We start from the raw sequence: 20,964 nt of genomic DNA on the forward strand, positions 1-20,964 counted from the left end.
ACAGCAGTTTTTCTTACTGTGCCTTTTTCTCATTTACTTTGTTTCCACAAAAAGTTCGGGAGGATAAAAACACGATGCCTAATCCTCCTGCAAGAAGCTACGAATAGGAAGAACACTGTATAATCGCTTTCATATACACTGAACCTCCTTTTCCATTGCTATAAATTCTTAATTTCGATAATCCTTCAAAAAACAACAAATTTTACATCTTCCCATGTAATGAGAAAAAACATGGTTTCAAAACCATGTCTTATTTTAGGATATAATACATTTTTGTGACAATTGAGAATATTCATTGAATAATACGAGCATGACCTGCTATAATTTTGTTAATGGAATTATTAGATTATTCCATTATTACTTAAGGGGGTCGATATTCGATGAAAATTTTAAGTAATGAGCAGTTGGTGGCAGCGTATCGTGATGCAGAAAAGCACGGTGAACAAAACACACAAAATATCTTACGAAAAGAAATCAAAAAAAGAGGCATACACGCCGTACAAAACAAAAAATGATTGACTATATAACATGTAATCCTTATTGGATTGCATGTTTTTTATTGGATGAATGGTACTATTAAGTGAGACAGTACCTTCAAAAGGTGGGCTGTCAAACCAACTACGACACTTCTTCCCAAAATTCTTCGCATGCTGTTTTTCACCCCACCTTAAAAAGCTAATGATTGTAAACAGCTTTTAATCTCTCCCGATCACACGTACTTCTTTTTCAAGGTCAACATCAAATTTATTTTTTACTGTTTTTTGAACGTGTCTTACTAAATCAAGATAATCTTTGGCAGTCGCCTCGTTTTTATTTACAATAAAGCCAGCGTGTTTAAGTGAAACCTGTGCACCACCTATTTGACTTCCTTGCAAGCCCGCATCTTGGATTAACTTACCTGCGTAAAAACCTTCTGGGCGCTTAAAAACGCTACCACAAGAAGGGAATTCAAGTGGTTGCTTTGATTCACGTAAAAACGTTAGCTCTTCCATTTTTTCGTTGATGCTAGGATAATCACCTTTTTTTAGTTCGAGCTCAACTTCTAAGACAATCCAATCGTTTTTTGGAACCGAACTGGATCGATAAGAAAAATTCAAACGATCTGCGTTTAATTTTTTCACTATTCCTTCTTTTGTTAAAACAGTAACGCTTTTACATACATCCTTTATTTCTCCACCATAAGCTCCTGCGTTCATAAAAATAGCTCCACCAACACTCCCTGGAATACCACACGCAAATTCAAGACCAGTTAACGATTGATCCCGAGCCAACTGAGATATTTCAATGATTGGTGCGCCAGCTTGAACGATAATTGTCGTATCTTTGATTGATGATTGAACCAAAGATGTTGTTAGGATAACAAGACCCTCAATCCCACCGTCTCGAATCAACACGTTGGATCCATTACCTAGAATCATCCACGGTATTTTTTTGTTTTTTGCAAAATCAATTGATTCTTTTAACGAATCAATGGTCTTAGGGATGCTCAAATAATCCGCGGGACCACCAATTTTTGTATATGTGTATTCTTTTAAAGATGCATTTTTTAACATCATTTTTCCCTCCTAAATTTAAACAACGCGACAGTAAAAAAGAATGAAAATGGAAAAAATCCATGCGCCTCGTGTAAAATGAAGTTACCAATGCACGGAGGACGATCATAAGCTACTATCACCTTACAACGTTTGAACGTGGAAAACTATTTTCCTCGATAGAATCTTATCATCATTTAAAGTTGTAGAGAAGTAAATTCACCCATAATGTAAAAATAGTGATGCTACCTAATTAGGTAGCATCACTATTTTTACATTTATAATCATTATTGCCAATCTCGATTGATATTTACATTTATTTTTCAACACTATACATTTCTTCTGCTGTTTCTATTTCAAATCCTAAATCATGTAACATTTGGTGGTCTTCTGTTGTTTCTTGGCCTTCTGTTGTCAAGTAATCACCTAAAAAGATCGAGTTAGCTGCGTACAAACCTAAAGGCTGTAAGGAGCGCAAGTTAACTTCACGTCCCCCAGATATACGAATCTCTTTTGAAGGATTTATGTAACGGAATAGCGCCAAAACTTTTAAGCAATATAATGGATGTAATTCCTTCACTCCTTCAAGCGGTGTCCCATCTATTGCATGGAGAAAATTGACTGGAATAGAATCTGCATCTAAAGCTTTTAGGCTTCGAGCCATATCAATCACATCTTGTTTTGTTTCCTTCATGCCAACAATGACTCCTGAACAAGGCGAAATCCCTGAATCTTTAACCATTTCTACTGTTGACACACGGTCTTCATAAGTATGAGAAGTAGTAATTTGGTCGTGATGAGCTTCAGACGTATTCAAATTATGATTGTATCGATCGACCCCTGCCTCTTTTAGACGGGTTACTTGGTTCGTTTTTAAGATACCTAAACATGCACAAACTTTTAAGCCATATGTATCTTTAATCTCTGTCACAGCATCAACGACTTGATCAATTTCTCTATTGGACGGTCCTCTTCCACTCGCAACAATACAATAGGTCCCTACATTTAATTCATGCGCTTTTTTCGCACCTTCTATTATCTCATCCTTATTTACCATCCTATAAGAAGTTACCGGTGCGGTTGAAATAGATGATTGCGAACAATACCCACAATTTTCAGGACATAGACCAGATTTTGCATTCATAATCATGTTCAGCTTTACTTTGTTTCCAAAATAATGCTTCCTTATTTGGTAAGTTGCATGCATCAGCAACAATACTTCGTCATCTGGACATTCTAAAATAGAAAGTGCCTCCTGATCTGTTAATTCCTCTCCAAGTAAAACGTGTTCTGAAAGCTCCATCCATTTATTCATTCTTTCTCCATCCCTTCTAGTAAAGTAGTTAAATCTAAATATTCTAATACCGCTTCATAGATTGCTTCACTTGATTGTGACTCAATTCGTGGAATGATGCCTAATAGAGGAACACCACAAATTTCTTCCATTAACTCTGCATTTGTTTTTTCTACTATATCTGGTTGATTACTGATCCCATTTATCACAATACCTAATATATTCAAGCCTAGTTTTTTAGCATATTGAACCGTTAGGAAGGTGTGATTGAGTGTTCCTAAATTCGGCCGAGTAACAATTAAAACAGGAATGTCTAGCGCTTTCATAAGATCACTGACTAAAAACGACTCGCCTAATGGAACCGAAATCCCTCCTGCTCCCTCAATGAGGAAAAAATCATGTTGTTGTTTGATCAAATTCCAGTGATTCAACACATCATCTAAAGTGACTGGTACGGTTCCTTCGAGTCTTTGAGCAACTAAAGGCGCAAGAGGTTCTCGAAATTGAAACGGAGTGATCTCCTCGAGTGTTAGCGATGTTTGTGACATTTTTTTCAGTAAAAAAGTATCACTTGTTTCGTCCTCACGATTGATGCCACTTAACAATGGCTTAAAAACACCTACATCCAGGCCTTTTTCTTTTAGAACATTTGCTAATCCTGCCGTTACAAAAGTTTTTCCGACATCAGTATCTGTACCTGTTATAAAAAGCCCTTTCACCTTATCACGCTCAATTCGTTTCCTATTAACTCACATGCATCTACTAATTGATTGATTTCCTCTATTGTATGCTCGGCTGTTACCGTAATACGAATTCTACTTTCACCCTTCGGCACAGTTGGAGGGCGTATCGCAGGGGCAAAAATTCCTTTTTCGTGAAGCATCTGTGAAAACTTTACTGCCTTATATGAATCTCCGATGATAAGAGGGATAATAGGAGTATTTGTCCCTTTCATACGATAGCCTATTTTCGTCAACCCCTCTGTAACAGCCCAAATGTTTGTGACTAGAGCATTCCTTAACTGTTTGCCTTGAACGATCACTTCTAACGACTGACAAGAGGCTGCACATACGCTTGGCGGAAGTGACGTCTGAAAAATAAACGTTCTAGACTGATTGATAAGGAAGTCAATCAGTTCCTTTGACCCCGCTACAAACCCTCCCTCTGTTCCGACCGCTTTACTTAGTGTTCCAATCATGACATCAGGTTTTACTTGTAAATATTCACAAGTGCCTCGTCCAAACTCTCCTAGAATTCCCGTTCCATGAGCGTCATCTACTATTACATACGCGCTATATTTCTTAGCTAATTGCATAATAGAATCAAGCGGAGCGATGTCACCATCCATGCTAAAAACGCCGTCTGTCACAATAAATCTTCGATCGGCCTTTTGTGTTTCCATTAACTTCTGTTCAAGGTCTATCAAATCAACATGTTTATAAACAATCGTTCGAGCTTTTGATAACCGGCAGCCGTCTATGATACTGGCATGGTTAAAAGCATCACTTAAAATCACGTCTCCTTCTTCAGGTAGAGAAGAAAGCACACCTATGTTTGCTAAATAGCCGTTTGAAAAAAGGAGAGCTGCCTCTGTTTGTTTAAATTGTGCGATTCTCTCTTCTAATCTTGCATGCCATTTTGTGTTACCGGTCGTTAATCTAGACCCGCTACTCCCTACTCCAAATTCGTGAGCCACTTGACTAGCTGCGTTTTTAACCCGATTATCATTTGCAAGACCAAGATAATTGTTAGAAGAAAACACGATTTTGTTCTCTCCATTGACATTCACTTCTGGCCCAGGTGATGAATTCATCGTATGTAACGTTCGATAAAGCCCCTTATTTTTTAAAAGATCCACACGATTTTGAAGCCAACAATCAAATGATTGATCCAATCGTATCTGCCTCCTCCTTTGTCACTTTTTGGATCGCTTCTCTCATAATCAGAATCATGTCTCGAAGTTCTTGTTTCGTACTCGCTAAAGGCGGCATAAATACGAGGACATCCCCTACAGGTCTTGTAAGCATGCCGAGTTCTCTCATTTTTAAAGACACTTTATAGCCAACACGTTTTTCGACAGGAAAAGCTTCCTTCGTTTCTTTCGACGATACAAGTTCAATCCCGCACATAAGTCCTAATTGACGAATATCTCCAACGTGAGGTAACTCTTCTATTTGTTCAATGAACAAATCCTTCAGAACTTGTGCGCTCTCTTGTACTCCTTCTACGATTCTTTCACTTTGGAAAAGGCGTAAATTCTCTAGAGCAACCGCACAGCCAAGCTGATTCCCCGTATAAGAATGACCATGGAAAAATGTTTTCATCTTTTCATAATCATCATAAAAGGCTTCATATATTGCTTCGGTCGTAAAAGTAACAGCAATTGGTAAGTATCCACCTGTTAGCCCTTTACCAGCCGCCATTAAATCTGGCTGAACGCCCTCATGGTCACATGCAAACATCTTTCCTGTTCGTCCGAATCCAGTTGCTACTTCATCCACAATCATAAGAACATCGTATTTCGTACATAGCTCTCGAACTCCTGATAGAAATCCCTCTGGCATTACGATCATTCCACCTGCACCTTGAACCATGGATTCAATCGTAAGAGCCGCAATTTCTTCGTGGTTTTCTTCCAATAATTGTTCAAGATTCTGCAAGCACTCATCCCTACTTTTCTTGGCGTCCCCACTTTCAGACCGATAAACGTATGGAATGGGTGCTTTATAGCTCTCAAACATTAGTGCACCGTACACATGATGAAAAATATCGATGGCACCGACACTAACAGCGCCAATGGTATCCCCGTGATAACCGTTTCTCATCGCAACGAATCTTTTCTTGTTAGATCTTCCAATGTTTTTCCAGTATTGAAAGGCCATTTTAAGTGCGATCTCCATGGAAGTCGCACCGCTGTCTGAATAAAACACACGCGTTAAATTTTCTGGAGTAATTTCAACAAGTTTTTCTGCCAGCTCTGTTGCAGGTACATTGGTCATTCCAAGAAGCGTTGAATGAGCAATTTTATCTAATTGATTTTTAATCGCTTCATCTAGTTCTTTTTTTCGATGTCCATGTACATTTAACCAAACAGAAGAAAAGGCGTCATAAAATTCTTTTCCATTTATGTCCTTCAGCTTGACTCCTTTTCCACTCTCAATGATCAGTGGGTTCTCGTCATAATCTTTCATTTGTGTAAAAGGTAGCCATAAATGTTTTTTACTACTTTCAATCAAATCACTAGCCATACTTTTCACTCCCATTTTAGTAATACTGGTTCTTTCTCTAAATAGTTTATATAACTCTTCCTATCTTCCTCTTTCTCCAAATCGACAAAAAATACGCGACATCCACTCTCATCTCCAAACTCTTTTAGAGAAGTAATACGCTGATAGCCTACCATTTTGCTTGCTACATATCCTGTCACGTAATCAGGATCATCGGACCAGCATAATTCTGCTATTGTGCCACCATGACTAGCTACCTTTGTAGCAAGTGAGATCGCTTCTTTTAGACGAATATTGTTATCAATCATAAGGTCAGTTATCCATTTTTGGTAACTATTTTCTTGCCAAGCCATTCGGGACACACGGACCCCACTGTCTCTCCGCTGATCAATTCTCTTACCTGTATAAATATCGATTAAACATGCACCTCTGACAGTAGGCTCCTCGTCTATCATTTGGTAGGCATATTCAATAGCTTGAAGAGGAACGCCACTTTTTTGTAATAGATCCCTTGCGGTGAGATGCCCTTCTTGTGGTGTTAATACATGGTTCGTTGCGATGGACAAAGGTGACAGCGTTGTGATTGTTTGTTCTACCTTTTCCAACTGAATTTGCATAAAATCTGGTGTTCCTCTCGAATGAGCAAGTGCTTTTTTAACAAGTGAGCTTATCTCTCGATCGATCTTTTCATAGGTTGAAAGTGTTTCTCCACCCGAAATGTGTTTTCCTCCCTGTTCATGGGGGCCCCCTGTTGCTGCTCTCATTCGAACACTGTAATAATCAGTAGGCATATTTTTTATTCACCACCAAATAGGTTCGCTGCAACATTTTTGTCAGTGGAATGACAGTCAACATCGTAAATATCATTCCTGGTATAGCACCTAGCAATAAAGGCCATACCTCAATATTGAAAGTAGCTGCTAAAGCAGATCGAGCGGCAATTGAACCCATTGGTCCTGCTGCTAACAGTACGGGTGCAGATGGACCAAATATCGCCACGATTCCTCCAGCAACAATTCGATAAACCATTGATATTTCTATATTTAAAATCGTATGTATTCCTAGAAAAAATAACACTGAGCTTGAAAGAAATCCCGCCAACAAATAACGCCAAAAGCCAAATACACTTACAATAGCAATAGCAATTGGTGCAGATAATTGAAATTCAGCTCCGGGCATAAAAGAAGGAATTTTCATCATGCCAGTCACAGAAATAAAAGCAGCTAGTAACGAAATCCTTGTTAACTCAATAAGTTTTACATTCATTCTTCGCCTCCTGATATATGTAAACCTAAATATCATTTCAGTTGACATATTACATACAAAAACGAAATCTGTCAATGTGATTCAAAAGTTATGTAGCTATATCAGTGCCTTTAAAAAGAAGTGAATTCGTAAATCAACAATCAAGAGGTTATGGAATTAGTAATATTTTGAAAATTAAATGTGGATGAAATGGTATAACAATGGCAATTCTCGGTTTGATCAACTGATTGGAAAACTTACATTTGGTCATGGACATGAAATCGCAAATAAAGACGAGGGGTAGAGAGGAAAAGAAAGTGACTGTTGAAGGAGTGTACGTAACATGAAGTGGAATGATAGATCGTTTATCCATGAGCAGGCGTCCGTTTAAAGTTGCTTATTCTCAACAAATGAAATTTATGATACGCTTAGATTATCATAAATTTACCAGCGAATGGCAGGTAGGCATATTCCGCAAAATGGTCAAAAAATAAAGATTAGTAGGGAAAAGCTTGTTTTCAAACATCTGTACAGGAGGCTTATATGGAATGATTGCTTTAGAGCAAAATAATATAAATAAGCTAGAGTTGGAAATGGAAATAATGAACTCAAATCCAGCCTACAATTTAATTTCCAAAAATAAAGAAAAAATTCAGGAAGAGGATATACGGGATGAACATCTTGAGAGTGAAAGATTAAATGCCGAACGTCTATTAATTAAACAGAATAAGAACTACATTGGTCTAGTTGACTATTGTTTGTCAAATCCATCAGATAATAAGCCATGGATTAGCTTGTTTGTTATACATAAAAAATATCAAGGAAATGGAAATGCAACGTTAGCCTATCAGTCGTTTGAGCAAATGATTTATAAAATGAATAAGAAAGTATTACGACTTGCTGTTCATAAATGAGCAGGGATTAGCATTCTGGTACAAATTAGGTTACCGAAAATTTAAGGAAGTTGATTACAAAGGAATGCTTCATTATTGCTTAGAAAAAGAGTTGTCTAATCATGCATCCTGAGAGGAGTTATTTAACAACAAAGGGGTGATTAGAGGAAATAGACGATTAAAAAATAAAACGTCACCATTTTTTAATCGTCTTTATTCAATGGTGGCGTTTTCTGTTCAAGAACACCACTGACTTTTTTCTAATATGGTATTACCTTTTCCTATATAAAGTAATTCTTATTATATTTGTGATACTGGTACAAAATAAGTAAATTTAAAATATATTTTTGTAACATTTTTCAAGTATATCCTTAGGTATATTATTAACTTTTTGATATTTTTCTTTATAAATCTCTCCAATAATGTCCTTAACAAGTTGATTAGTTAGAGGGTTATTGTAAGTTCTTATAAAAAGATTCAGTGGTACAGCACGATCCTCCGAACGTAATGGAGGTTGCACATGATTAATAGTATCTATTTGAACATAGTTATTTTTTTCAAAAAAATGGTTTCGTTTAATACAGTCTATTCGTTCTTTTTCTGATTTCACCATTTCTTCTTTCTCCGTTTCTAATGCGATACCATCTAATGAATCATAGCCTGCCTTTTTAGCATCTTTTGTTAATATTTCGTCTATTTTTTGCAGTGTAATCGATCCTAGTCCTGCATTCCGAACAGATGGATCAGTCACAATATAAACAATAAATCCAAAGTTAACGTTAGCAAAATAATGGGCTGTAGCGAATGAGCATAGCTTATTATTATAAATCCCTATTAAAAACCTAAAAGAGTTTGGGAAACAGTCCTTCTGGTATTGAAGACTTTGGTAAAACACTTCGTGGGGTTCACGTACTTCATATGGGAATGATTCATCGTATAATTGTAGAGCAGATCGAATGATTTCTAAATCCTGTATGGTGGCTTCTCTCCATATAATATCCATTTTTTCTCCTTAGATAAGTATTTATTTATTGAACACTGTTTGCTCCGAATATTGTGGTTCATGCTGATTCTATAACTAGATGCTTATCCTGTACCGAACTAGGCAGATAAAACGGTAAAGAGAAAAAAGATCATGGAAAATAAATTCCATGATCTTTTTTAAAAAATACCTCAGTCGTCCACAAATATTATCCTTGTAAAAGTAGATCTTCTGGGTTTTCAAGTAATGTTTTAACCATTGACAGGAAGCCTACTGCTTCTTTACCATCAATCACTCTGTGGTCATATGATAGTGCAATGTACATCATTGGACGATTTTCCATTGTATCTTTATCGATTGCAACAGGTCGCAATTGAATGGTGTGCATTCCAAGAATACCACTTTGAGGTCCGTTTAAGATTGGTGTAGACATAAGAGATCCGAACACACCACCATTTGTGATTGTAAATGAACCACCTTGTAAGTCGCTAAGTTGAAGTTTTTTGTTTTTCGCTTTAGTCGCAAGCTCAACAATTTCTCCTTCAATTTCAGCAAAGTTTTTACGGTCACAGTCACGTACGACAGGGACAACAAGACCATCTTCGGTGGAAACTGCTACACCCACATCATAAAATTTCTTCAAAACGATTTCATTGCCATCGATTTCAGAATTAACATATGGGAATTTCTTCAAAGCGGCAACAACGGCTTTTGTGAAGAATGACATGAAGCCAAGACGTACGTCATTTGTTTCAAAGAACTGATCTTTTTTGCGTTTACGAAGTTCCATCACGTTTGTCATATCAATTTCATTGAACGTCGTTAGCATCGCAGCCGTTTGCTGAACCTCTACAAGGCGGTTCGCAATCGTTTGACGACGTCTTGACATTTTTTCACGCACGACAGGTTTTGACTCTTCTTTTTTGGTCGTTTGTTCTGTTTTCGCCGCTGGTTTTGATTCTTTCTTCGGTTCTTCAAGCGGTTTAGATGAATGAAACTCTACATCATGCTTACGCACACGCCCCATTGGATCAATGGTTGATACTGAGGAAAGATCGATGCCTTTTTCTCGTGCTAGCTTACGAGCTGCAGGAGAAGCGATCGTTCTTTCTTTCTTGTCATCTTCAGAAGAAGATTCTTCTACTTCATCAGATGGTTCTTTAGGCTGTTCAGACGATGCATCTTTCTTTGGAGCTTCGTTCGTTGGAGCTGTGCCTTCACCACTAGCTCCAACAATGGCAATTACTTCACCAACTTCAACGGTGCCGCCTTCTTCCGCTTTAAGCTCTGTGATCACACCGGCTTCTTCTGAGATGACTTCAACGTTTACTTTGTCTGTTTCAAGCTCAACAATGTACTCACCTTTTTCTATTTTATCGCCTGGTTGCTTAAGCCACTGAGCGATGGTACCCTCTGTAATTGATTCTGCTAATTCTGGTACTTTAATTTCTGCCACTGCGACGTCCCCCTTATTGGATCGAGTTACTATTTTGTAACGGATTTTGTAAGAATTCTATTTTGTTCTTTTTTATGCACTATTGGGTCACCCTCAGATGGACTACTTCTTCTGCGACGACCAATATATTCTATCTCAACACCTCGGGGTACCAGCTTGTTTAGAAGTGGTTCAACAAATGTCCAAGCCCCCATGTTTTTAGGTTCTTCTTGAACCCACTTGATTTCTTTTAAGTATGGGTAGCGCTCAATAATTTCTTTTACAGCATCCATTGGGAATGGGTAGATTTCTTCGATACGAATTAAGTGAAGCCAATCATTGTCGGCCTCTTTACTTGCGCGTTCGATCAAATCAATTCCGATTTTCCCGCTTGAAAAAACTAGTCTCTCTACCCTCTCCTGGTTTTGACCGTATACATCATGTTCAATTAACGGTTGGAACGTTCCCTCTGTAAATTCATCTACCTTTCTAGAAGCAAGTGGATGACGTAATAAACTCTTTGGTGTCATAATCACAAGCGGTCTTACTTCTTCACGTTTCAAGATTGCTGCTTGACGGCGTAAAATATGGAAGTATTGAGCTGAGCTTGTGAGGTTCGCAACGGTCCAGTTGTTTTCGGCAGCAAGTGATAAGAAACGTTCTAACCTTGCTGATGAATGTTCGGGTCCTTGACCTTCATAACCATGAGGTAACAGCATTACAAGACCTGATTTTTGTCCCCATTTCGCACGACTGGAAGAAACAAACTGATCAAACATCACTTGAGACATATTTGCGAAATCACCGAATTGTGCTTCCCATAAAACTAATGTCTCAGGTGAGATTACGTTGTATCCATATTCAAAACCGACAACTGCGGCTTCAGTTAATGGACTGTTGTAAACAACAAATGATGCCTCCGCACCATCAATATGATGTAGTGGTGTTAGCTCATCACCTGTTTTTTCATCATGGAGTACAAGATGACGGTGAGCAAACGTCCCACGCTGTGAATCTTGTCCACTTAAACGAATTGGAGTACCATCTTGTAAAATCGCTCCGAATGCGAGTGTTTCAGCATGAGCCCAGTCGATCTTACCTTCTTTTGTAAATGGCTCTTCACGGCGTTTTAGAATTTTTTCAAGCTTTTTAAATGCATTGAAGCCATCTGGCCATGTTAAAAGATCTTCGTTCATTTTTTGTAGACGATTCATTTCAACAGAGGTTGTGACGTCGAGTTTAGAGTTGATCACACCTTCTGGTGGATTCATGTTTGAATCTGGATCTCTTTCTGTTTTAGGAACTGTATCATATGCTTTTTGGAGCATTTTTTGGTTCGAATCACGCAAGTCAGACGCTTCATCAGCTGAAAGTGTCCCGTTATCAACAAGTTTTTTTTCATATAATTTACGAACGTTATCATGTTTCGTAATAATTGTGTACATTTTCGGATTAGTGACCATTGGTTCATCCATTTCGTTATGACCAAAACGGCGGTAACCAATCAAATCGATCACAAAGTCTTTGCCAAATTTTGAGCGGTATTCAAGAGCCATGACCGCAACAGCTAAACATGCTTCAGCATCGTCCGCATTCACGTGAACAATTGGTACTTCAAAACCTTTTGCTGTGTCAGATGCGTACTTTGTTGACCTAGAATCAAATGATTCTGTTGTAAAACCAATCATATTATTGGCAATGATATGGATCGACCCACCGTTATGGTAGCCTCTAAGCTGACTCATGTTCAATGTTTCAGCTACAACACCTTGACCAGGAAATGCAGCATCACCGTGAATCATAATTGCAAGTGAAGATTCTGCCAAAAGTTCAGGGTAACCTGCTCTCGAACGATTTTCTTGGGCAGCCCTTGTATAACCAGCAACGATTGGACTAATGACTTCTAGGTGACTTGGGTTATTCGCTAACGTAATCCGTGTTTTTGCCGAGTCTTTAAGGTTGCGGTCAGCACCCAAATGATACTTCACATCTCCTGTCCATCCATAAGTAATTCCAATCGAGCCTTCTGACGGAATAAGATCCTTAATAGGTGAATGTTGGAACTCAGCAAAAATCATTTCATAGGGTTTTTCAAGAACATGAGCAAGAACATTTAAACGTCCACGGTGGGCCATGCCAATATTGACTGATTCAGCACCTTTTTGAACGGCTGATTGAATAATTTCATCAAGAAGGGGGACCATTGTATCCAATCCTTCGATGGAAAAACGCTTTTGTCCAACAAATGTTTTATGGACAAAGTTCTCAAAACCTTCTACTTGAATAAGACGATTAAGTAAAGTTTTTTTCTTTTCTTCATCGATTGACACATCTAAAATGCCCGACTCAATATAATTCTTTAACCATGCTTTTTCTTCTTGGTTATGTACGTGGGAGTACTCAAATGCAACTGTTTTTGTGTACATTTTTTTCAAGTATTGAATGGCTTCATATCCATTTGTCACTTCAGGAACTGACTTTTGAATCAAAACATTGTCAGGGATTTTTTCTAGATCCTCTTTTGATAAATTGTAAGAAGTAAGTTCAATACGATTTGTATCTTTTTCGCGGTCATTTAGAGGATTAATATCCGCTGCAAGGTGACCGTATGTACGGATACTGTCAGCTAATTGAATAGCAGCAATAACCTTACCGTAATCCGTGCCTTCAATTTTCACTTCTGACGAGCGACTTTCAGCGCTCCCACCGTTAACTGAACCAGGGGCACCATGTTTTTTAAAATACGTTCTTAATTCTTCATCAACAAACGTTGGATCTTCAAGATAGAGGTCATACATCTCGATCATATAACCGAGGTTGGGACCATAAAAGTTCATTCTTGATAAATCCTGTTGTTCCGACTGTTTTCTCATTTTGAAACCTCCAACATGTTGGACATCTTTATACAATTTTTTTATGTATAAAAATGCTATGTAAAAATAGTAATTAACTTGTTATAAAACGCTTACAGTGTCATTTTATCACTGTAAAGGCATGAGATAAAGCGTTTCGTATCATTTTTTTAAAAAAATAGGTCTGCTGGATGAAGTGAATCATTATTCATTTCTATTCTTCATATTTAATTTGTTATCTTTAACCATTACAAGGGATTTTTTTTCAATCTGTTTTCCGACAAAATCTGCACGGTATGTTTTAACCTGTACAATCATATATCATTATGTAAGGGGGTGAGAGGATGGATTTTTGGCAGTCCTTATTTCCGAAGTCAAATTCGCCAGATGATTGGCAGGAATGGCTTCAAAAGTATATGAATGAATCATTTTCTAATTTATCCCCAGATGCCATGCCATCTATGCCATCTTCTCAACCTTCTCCATCTTCTCAACCGAATTCGAATTCGAATTCAGCGTATTCTATGTTTGAATCATTTCATTATGTGTACATTCATATCCCAGTTCATGAGATTTCGCTTAATGATATACAAGTTCACCATACATTAACCCAACTAATCATTCGGATTCATGAACAACCCGAATTAAAAATTACATTGCCAGCACCTATTTCAAAAAAGGGAGCAACAGCAGAAGTGAAAGAAGAGACACTTGAAATTTGTTTACCTAAAAGTAGACAGCAATTTGAAATGGAGCTTTCTATCGATCCGATTGACTAACTAGCGGTAAATAAATCGTCATCGTCGTTCCATGCCCATGTCTACTTGAAGCTGTTATTTGTGCACCGTAGACTTTCAAGATCCTTTGAGCGATGGAAAGCCCTAGTCCATTGCCACCTTGATCTCGACTTCTTGCTTTATCCACTCGATAAAATCGATCAAAAATAAATGGCAGATCCTCCTCAGGTATACCAATTCCATGATCCTGAATGGAAATTGAAAATTGATCGTTGGTTTTTAAAGTTTTTATTTCAATCGCTTCATTGATGGCTGAATATTTCAATGCGTTTTCAATTAAAATAAATAGCACTTGTTCGATATGGTGAGCTTCCAGTGCAACTGGTGGCTCTTTTTCTGCAAGGCTCATGTGGATGATACGATCTGGATGTAGTTCATGAATTCTCGTTACGACACTGCTTACGACCGTATGTGGCATTGAATAAGCATTCGCTGAAAAGACTACTTCACGATCAGCTTTCGTTAAAGTCAATAATTCATTTACTAAACGTTTAATACGATCCAGCTCTTGAATGGAGATCCCAAGCGATTCCGCTAATACAGCGGGGTCTTCTTTCCCCCACCGATTAATAAGAGATAGATGCCCTTCAATGATTTGTATAGGAGTTCTCAATTCATGAGACGCATCTTCAACAAATTGCCGTTGTTTCATAAATGTCGCTTCTAGCTCATCCATCATATCATTGAAAACTTCTACTAATCCCCCAACCTCATCTTGAACGACTGGAATCTCCAATCGTTTTTGAAAGCCCTCCTTTTGCGTTTTCCTCATCGCATGACCAAGTGCAACTACAGGAGATATAAATCGTCCTGCCATGAAGTAAGCAATAACCGCACTAAATAGTAAAGCACCTAGACCAAAAACGAGTGACAACAAAATCATATAATTTCGCATTGATTTATACATCGTAAGTGGATGGATCACCTCTGCGTACCCAATAATATACTGCTGAGATCGTATAGGTGACCTGCCAACTAACACATCTTGATTGCTTACGCTCATTCGGTTAATTTGCCTGTCCAACGTAGGTGTAAAAGGTAACGATAAACTGGGTACCTCACCCTGAAAAGAAAGAACTTCCGATCCATCTTGATTATAAAGTCGAATCGTTTGTCCTTTTTCATATATTTGATCAAAAACCTCAATGCTTCCACTTTCCGTAACCCTGTATTCATTTTTGTAAAAAGAAGCAAGGTCATCTAATACTTCATCTACAGATGATTTTTCTTCTTGAAACATTAATTGACTCATGGAAATGATTAAAATAATACTAAACGTTGTAAAGGCAAGAAAGATTGATGCTCCACCTGCAATCGTCCATTTCCATCTTAATGATAAGTTGTTCCAAATGTTCGTCAGTCTGTTCATGATCTCATCACATACCCAGTACCTCGAACCGTTTCGATATAGCTCTGCACGTTAGGTTGGTCAATTTTATGGCGAAGGTGTCGAATATACACATCTACCACATTTGTTTCAACTTCAGAATCAAACCCCCAAACTTTTTCCAAGATCCGATCACGAGTTAAAACAATATCTTGATTTTCAAGAAGCATCTGCAGTAAATCGAACTCTCTTTTGGTCAAAACAATCTCAGTGTCCCCTCTTTGAATAAGATGAGAATCCAGGTTTACGCATAAGTCTTTATGAACTAAGACGGACACTTTTTCTTTTGCTGGCTCACTCGTTCTTCGAGTCAATGCACGTATTCTGGCAAGTAATTCTTCAATGGCAAAAGGCTTGACGATATAATCATCTGCCCCACTATCAAGACCTGAAACACGGTCCATTACACTATCTCTAGCTGTAATCATAATAACAGGTGTTTGTTTTAATCGACGAATTCGTCGACAAACCTCCATCCCACCTAACGAAGGCAGCATTAAATCGAGTAATATGACATCAAACTCTCCTTCAATTGCCCTCTCAAGACCTTTTCTTCCATCCAAAGAAAGTGTCACTTCATACCCTTCGTGTTGTAATTCAAGTTCGATAAATCGTGCTAAGTTTTTTTCATCTTCAATGACTAAAACGCTTTTGTCCACCTTTTTCGTCTCCTTTTAATCTTACACAAGACTAATTAGATCTACTCAGTCATTCGTTCGATCGCATGTGTTAGAGAAAAACCTTTCTCAGTCAGATCGTTTTGATCGTGTGTCATCATTTTTATCTTTTTCTACATTGTAGCCTATATCGGTAAAAAATACAGAATTGTGTTTGGGAATGGGGCTTTTGATCTTTTTCTTAGCAAAAAGCTGACCTCAGAAAGGTCAGCTTCTTACATTTATCCTCGTACTGCTTGAATTAACTCAAAAATTTCATCTCGCTTACCTTTATGAAGAAGATCAACGATTCGACTACCGACAATCACTCCATCGCCAAGTGAAGAAATTTCTCTTACTTGCGCTGGTGTGGAAATGCCAAACCCAGCTAATACTGGCACATCACTATGTTTCTTTAATTTATCAATAAAGCTTTCTAGTTTTTCACTGACTTCTGATCTAGCACCAGTTATACCTGTTACCGTAACGGCGTATAAGAAACCTTCAGATGCTTTTGCTAGACTCTCAATTCGCTGATCAGGGCTCGTCAATGTGACAAGCTGAATCAAAGCAAGATCGGTTTGTTGCATATGCTGTTCAAATAGTGATCGTTGTTCAAGTGGAACGTCTGGAATAATCAATCCGTCAACGCCTGCATTTTCACTATCCTTAAAAAATCGTTCCAAACCATATTTGAATACAGGATTAATATAGGTCATTAAAACAATCGGGACGGTTACATCTTGACGAATTTCTTGTAACGTATCAAAGATTTTTTTCAACGTTGTACCTTGCTTGAGAGCCCGTTTCCCTGCTTCTTGAATCGTTGGACCATCTGCTACTGGATCAGAAAACGGAATGCCAAGTTCAATAACCGTGGCACCTGATTGTTGTAAAAACAATAGTTGATCTCTTAAATTTTCTAATCCATGATCACCTGCCATAATATATGGAATAAAGGCTTTCTCTCCATTTTGATTGACCTGCTCGATCGCCTGTTGAATTGTTCTTTTACCCATTCGCACGTTCCTCCAATGCACTTTTTACTGTCATGACATCTTTGTCACCGCGCCCTGAAAGACAGATAACGATGATGTGCTCCTTGGGAGAATTTTTCGCCACTTCGACCGCTTGATGTATGGCATGAGCCGTTTCTAGGGCAGGGATAATCCCTTCTGTCTGACACATAAGCTGAAGCGCATCGAGGGCTTCAGCATCAGTTACAGAGGTGTACTGCACTCGATTTATTTCGTGTAGATAACTATGCTCTGGTCCAATACCTGGGTAGTCTAAACCAGCGGATATAGAATGTGCTTCTTGAATTTGTCCATCTTCATCTTGGAGTAAATACATCATTGAGCCGTGAAGGATTCCAACATCACCAGCAGTTAGCGTTGCGGCATGCTTACTCGTTTCAATACCAGATCCAGCGGCTTCGACACCAATTAACTTAACATCTTCATCTTCAATGAACGGATAAAACATCCCCATGGCATTACTTCCACCGCCGATACAAGCAATAATCGTATCTGGCAAGCGCGCTTCTTTATCAAGAATTTGCTGCTTTGTTTCTTTCCCAATCACACTTTGGAAGTCCCTTACCATTTGTGGAAATGGGTGTGGTCCAAGTACAGAACCAATAATATAATGCGTGTCCAAGACATTTGACACCCAGTAGCGCATGGCTTCATTTACCGCATCTTTTAGTGTGCCGCTGCCGTGTGAGACACTCACGACTTTCGCACCTAGCAGTTCCATTCTAAACACGTTCAGCTGCTGGCGTCTTATATCTTCTTCCCCCATATAAATGACGCATTCTAAGTTAAGGAGGGCACAAACAGTCGCAGTCGCTACACCATGTTGACCTGCGCCTGTTTCCGCCACAATTTTTTTCTTCCCCATACGAACAGCAAGAAGTGCTTGGCCAATCGTGTTGTTGATTTTATGAGCACCTGTATGGTTCAGGTCTTCTCTTTTTAGATAGATCTTTGCTCCACCCGTTTTTTTCGTTAAATTTCCAGCAAAATAAAGTGGATTCTCTCTTCCAATGTAATCGTGTAAATAATGATCTAACTGTTGATGAAAAGAAGAATCTTTTTGTGCTTCTTCGTAGGCTTCTTGTAATTCAATCACTGCTTGCATTAACGTTTCAGGTACAAATCGTCCACCGAATTGCCCAAACTGTCCGTTTTGATCTGGTTGTGTGTAACTCATGATTGCTCACTCCCCGCTTTCGCTCGTTGAATAAATTCCTGAATCTTCTGTCCATCTTTTACGCCGTCTGTCTCCACACCGCTTGATACATCGACTGCATACGGTTTAACCGTTTTAATGGCTTGTGTAATATTTTCTACAGATAATCCCCCAGCGAGAATTAAACTAGTCTTTTTTTGCTGATTTTGAATCAGCGACCAGTCGAACGTGTGTCCACTTCCGCCTCGATACGTCGAACCGGGTGCATCAACCAAGTGATAATCAACTGGATAATCGTTCGTTTGATCAAAATCCTCAACGCTGTTTATACTAAATGCTTTTATGACAGGCTTAGAAATACTCGCACAAAATTCGGCCGTTTCATCACCATGCAACTGTACAATGTCTAATCCAACCTGCTGAATCGTTTCTTCAAGTTCTTCTTTTGTTGGATTCACAAATACACCGACACTTTTGACTGTAGAAGGTAACATAGCGACAAGTTTTTGCGCTTGCTCAATGGATACGTTTCGTTTACTAGGTGCAAAGACAAATCCAATAAAATCAGCCCCGCTACTGACAGATTCACGAACATGTTCTTCTTGTTGTAAACCACAAATTTTTACTTTCATTTTGTCACACACTTGCGTGGCACTTGGAGTGATTGAAGTAGACCTGAAACATTGGTAGTACGCATCAACACTTCACCAACAAGCACCCCACTTGCTCCACTTTCAGCAGCATAGGAGGCTTCTTTGGCAGTTAAGATTCCACTTTCACTAATAAAATGAATGTCTTCTAACGGCATCTTTTCAGCAAGCTGTTTACTAATGGCAAGATCCACTTCAAATGTTTTTAAGTTTCGATTATTCACGCCAATAATCGTCGCGTCAATGGCAAGTGCCCGTTCAAGTTCTGCCTCATTATGAACTTCAACTAAAACTTCTAATGCTAACTCACTTGCTTTGTTGTACAACCGCTGAAGGGATGCTTGGTCTAATGCAGCAACAATAAGTAACACGATCGAGGCACCCGCTGTTTTTGCCCGAATGAGTTGTACCTCATCGATGATAAAATCTTTACACAATACTGGGATGGACACAGCTTCGGCTACATTTGTTAAATCTTCCATTGACCCTTTAAAAAACGCTTCATCTGTTAAAACAGAAATAGCAGATGCACCATTTGATTCATATTGTTTGGCTTGTTCCACCGGATTTACGTCACCATTGATAATTCCTTTCGAAGGAGATGCTCGCTTAATTTCGGCAATTACACCCAATGTCTCTTTTTCATCTAAACGTTCTTTGAGCGTTGCTTTTATTGTTTGCTTCGCTTTTCGTTTAAGTAAATAGGAAGAGTCTTTTTTTATACGTGCAACCTCTTCGACTTTTTTATCAAGTATGGTATCTAAGATAGTTCGAGTCATTGTGCCAACTCCTTACTGTTACTAAAATAAACGAGGGTATTCAATCTTTCTAGTGCGTTTAATGAGTCAATGCTTTGTTTGGCCAGTTCAATCCCTTTTTTAATCGAGGGCACCGTCCCGTGTGCAAATAACGCAAGTCCAGCATTTAATAAAACCGTATCTCGGTAAGCGGATGGCTCTCCGTTTAATACAGAAAGTAATATTTCGGCATTACGTTTGGCATCTCCACCAATAATTTCTTCTTTTGCGATCTTCGGTAAATCTACATCTTCCGGCTTTAGTGTAACGGTTTTCACTTGATTATTCTCAATAATCGCTAAGTGATTTTCTCCCGCAAGTGATGCTTCATCCATATGGTCTGCTCCACTGATCACGATTCCGCGATTTCGTCCAATTCGGTGTAGTGCCTCAGCTATCGTGTTAAGCATCTCTCTTCTATAAATACCGACGAGCTGTGATTGTAAATCGAGCGGGTTTGTTAGGGGTCCAATTAAATTGAAAATCGTTGGAACACCTAGTTCTTTTCTCGCTCTCATGACTTTTTTAATCCCAGGGTGCACGTGAGGTGCAAATAAAAACGCAATATTGTTAGTCTTTAGCAGGCGACTAACTTCCTCCCTTGAAAAATCCAGCCGAACACCTAAGTACTCTAAAACATCCGCACTTCCAGTTTTACTTGATACACTACGATTGCCGTGTTTCGCAATGGCCACATTGGCACCAGCTACAACGAAAGCTGAACATGTACTGATGTTAAAACTTTTTGAGCCGTCGCCACCTGTTCCACAATTATCCATCACATTTGGTAGCGGTGATTCTATTTGAAGGGCGTGTTTTCGTACTACTTTTACTAGGCCTACGATTTCATCAGCTGTTTCACCCTTCTCTTTAAGCGCAAGTATAAATGACTTGATCAATTGATCATTTGTATCTTCATTAAACATCGCTTCACTTGCTTTCATCATTTCTTGTTCGGTTAAACTCTGACTGTTTTGTACTTTTTCGAGCAACTCTCTCATCTAGCTCCACTCTCCTATCTCTT

20 protein-coding genes are annotated in these 20,964 nt (G+C 38.6%); 3 read left to right on the forward strand and 17 right to left on the reverse strand.

Translation table 11 applies throughout. From position 1 onward, the window contains the following. Positions 1-380: 380 nt before the first annotated feature. The gene (locus tag AB1471_RS08115) at positions 381-515 is read left to right on the forward strand and encodes a sporulation histidine kinase inhibitor Sda (RefSeq protein WP_367779250.1); all 135 of its coding nucleotides are present in this window, start codon (positions 381-383) and stop codon (positions 513-515) included. Positions 516-695: 180 nt separating this feature from the next. Here AB1471_RS08115 and murB read toward each other — a convergent pair whose 3' ends face one another. From murB to AB1471_RS08150, 7 genes are all read right to left on the reverse strand, one after another. Next, a complete protein-coding gene (gene murB / locus AB1471_RS08120; protein ID WP_367779251.1) occupies positions 696-1,553 on the reverse strand; it encodes a UDP-N-acetylmuramate dehydrogenase in 858 nt (285 codons plus the stop codon). Between the two features lie 295 nt (positions 1,554-1,848). Then, positions 1,849-2,847, reverse strand: a complete 999-nt coding sequence (gene bioB, locus AB1471_RS08125; RefSeq protein ID WP_367779252.1) for a biotin synthase BioB — start codon at positions 2,845-2,847, stop codon at positions 1,849-1,851. Then, a complete protein-coding gene (bioD, locus tag AB1471_RS08130) occupies positions 2,844-3,545 on the reverse strand; it encodes a dethiobiotin synthase (RefSeq protein ID WP_367779253.1) in 702 nt (233 codons plus the stop codon). The genes bioB and bioD overlap by 4 nt, the downstream gene beginning before the upstream one ends. Next, positions 3,542-4,720: an 8-amino-7-oxononanoate synthase gene (bioF, locus tag AB1471_RS08135; protein ID WP_367779254.1), complete on the reverse strand. Its 1,179-nt coding sequence runs from the start codon at positions 4,718-4,720 to the stop codon at positions 3,542-3,544. Before bioF ends, bioD begins: the two co-directional genes overlap by 4 nt. Beyond that, positions 4,704-6,074: an adenosylmethionine--8-amino-7-oxononanoate transaminase gene (gene bioA, locus AB1471_RS08140; protein ID WP_367779255.1), complete on the reverse strand. Its 1,371-nt coding sequence runs from the start codon at positions 6,072-6,074 to the stop codon at positions 4,704-4,706. Before bioA ends, bioF begins: the two co-directional genes overlap by 17 nt. Positions 6,075-6,079: 5 nt before the next feature. Further along, positions 6,080-6,844: a 6-carboxyhexanoate--CoA ligase gene (locus AB1471_RS08145; protein WP_367779256.1), complete on the reverse strand. Its 765-nt coding sequence runs from the start codon at positions 6,842-6,844 to the stop codon at positions 6,080-6,082. Beyond that, on the reverse strand, positions 6,834-7,319 hold the full coding sequence (locus tag AB1471_RS08150) for a hypothetical protein (RefSeq protein ID WP_367779257.1): 486 nt from the start codon (positions 7,317-7,319) through the stop codon (positions 6,834-6,836). Before AB1471_RS08150 ends, AB1471_RS08145 begins: the two co-directional genes overlap by 11 nt. A gap of 527 nt (positions 7,320-7,846) precedes the next feature. Between AB1471_RS08150 and AB1471_RS08155 the strand changes: the two genes are divergently transcribed. Beyond that, complete coding sequence (locus AB1471_RS08155; protein ID WP_367779258.1) at positions 7,847-8,212, forward strand: GNAT family N-acetyltransferase; 366 nt, start codon at positions 7,847-7,849, stop codon at positions 8,210-8,212. A gap of 313 nt (positions 8,213-8,525) precedes the next feature. Here AB1471_RS08155 and AB1471_RS08160 read toward each other — a convergent pair whose 3' ends face one another. The 3 genes from AB1471_RS08160 to AB1471_RS08170 form a co-directional block, all read right to left on the reverse strand. After that, positions 8,526-9,194: a GNAT family N-acetyltransferase gene (locus tag AB1471_RS08160; protein WP_367779259.1), complete on the reverse strand. Its 669-nt coding sequence runs from the start codon at positions 9,192-9,194 to the stop codon at positions 8,526-8,528. Positions 9,195-9,381: 187 nt separating this feature from the next. Continuing rightward, positions 9,382-10,629, reverse strand: a complete 1,248-nt coding sequence (gene odhB / locus AB1471_RS08165; protein WP_367779260.1) for a 2-oxoglutarate dehydrogenase complex dihydrolipoyllysine-residue succinyltransferase — start codon at positions 10,627-10,629, stop codon at positions 9,382-9,384. 29 nt (positions 10,630-10,658) lie between these two features. Continuing rightward, positions 10,659-13,481, reverse strand: coding sequence for a 2-oxoglutarate dehydrogenase E1 component (locus tag AB1471_RS08170; protein WP_367779261.1), 2,823 nt, complete (start codon positions 13,479-13,481; stop codon positions 10,659-10,661). A gap of 323 nt (positions 13,482-13,804) precedes the next feature. Here AB1471_RS08170 and AB1471_RS08175 point away from each other — a divergent pair, with 323 nt between their 5' ends. Further along, positions 13,805-14,239, forward strand: coding sequence for an Hsp20/alpha crystallin family protein (locus AB1471_RS08175; RefSeq protein ID WP_367779262.1), 435 nt, complete (start codon positions 13,805-13,807; stop codon positions 14,237-14,239). On the opposite strand, the gene AB1471_RS08180 is transcribed toward AB1471_RS08175, so the two are convergent. From AB1471_RS08180 to trpD, 7 genes are all read right to left on the reverse strand, one after another. Further along, positions 14,220-15,626: a HAMP domain-containing sensor histidine kinase gene (locus AB1471_RS08180; protein WP_367779263.1), complete on the reverse strand. Its 1,407-nt coding sequence runs from the start codon at positions 15,624-15,626 to the stop codon at positions 14,220-14,222. The genes AB1471_RS08175 and AB1471_RS08180 overlap by 20 nt on opposite strands. Next, complete coding sequence (locus tag AB1471_RS08185) at positions 15,623-16,303, reverse strand: response regulator transcription factor (protein WP_367779264.1); 681 nt, start codon at positions 16,301-16,303, stop codon at positions 15,623-15,625. Before AB1471_RS08185 ends, AB1471_RS08180 begins: the two co-directional genes overlap by 4 nt. A 239-nt stretch (positions 16,304-16,542) precedes the next feature. Next, the gene (trpA, locus tag AB1471_RS08190; protein WP_367779265.1) at positions 16,543-17,319 is read right to left on the reverse strand and encodes a tryptophan synthase subunit alpha; all 777 of its coding nucleotides are present in this window, start codon (positions 17,317-17,319) and stop codon (positions 16,543-16,545) included. Then, a complete protein-coding gene (trpB, locus tag AB1471_RS08195) occupies positions 17,312-18,514 on the reverse strand; it encodes a tryptophan synthase subunit beta (protein ID WP_367779266.1) in 1,203 nt (400 codons plus the stop codon). Before trpB ends, trpA begins: the two co-directional genes overlap by 8 nt. Further along, a complete protein-coding gene (locus AB1471_RS08200) occupies positions 18,511-19,125 on the reverse strand; it encodes a phosphoribosylanthranilate isomerase (RefSeq protein WP_367779267.1) in 615 nt (204 codons plus the stop codon). The genes trpB and AB1471_RS08200 overlap by 4 nt, the downstream gene beginning before the upstream one ends. Beyond that, a complete protein-coding gene (gene trpC / locus AB1471_RS08205; protein ID WP_367779268.1) occupies positions 19,122-19,922 on the reverse strand; it encodes an indole-3-glycerol phosphate synthase TrpC in 801 nt (266 codons plus the stop codon). The genes AB1471_RS08200 and trpC overlap by 4 nt, the downstream gene beginning before the upstream one ends. Further along, entirely contained in the window at positions 19,919-20,941 is a 1,023-nt protein-coding gene (gene trpD / locus AB1471_RS08210; RefSeq protein ID WP_367779269.1) for an anthranilate phosphoribosyltransferase, read from the reverse strand. The genes trpC and trpD overlap by 4 nt, the downstream gene beginning before the upstream one ends. Positions 20,942-20,964: the final 23 nt, after the last annotated feature.

Source organism: Jeotgalibacillus marinus, from assembly GCF_040801915.1.
Taxonomy (GTDB): domain Bacteria; phylum Bacillota; class Bacilli; order Bacillales; family Jeotgalibacillaceae; genus Jeotgalibacillus; species Jeotgalibacillus marinus.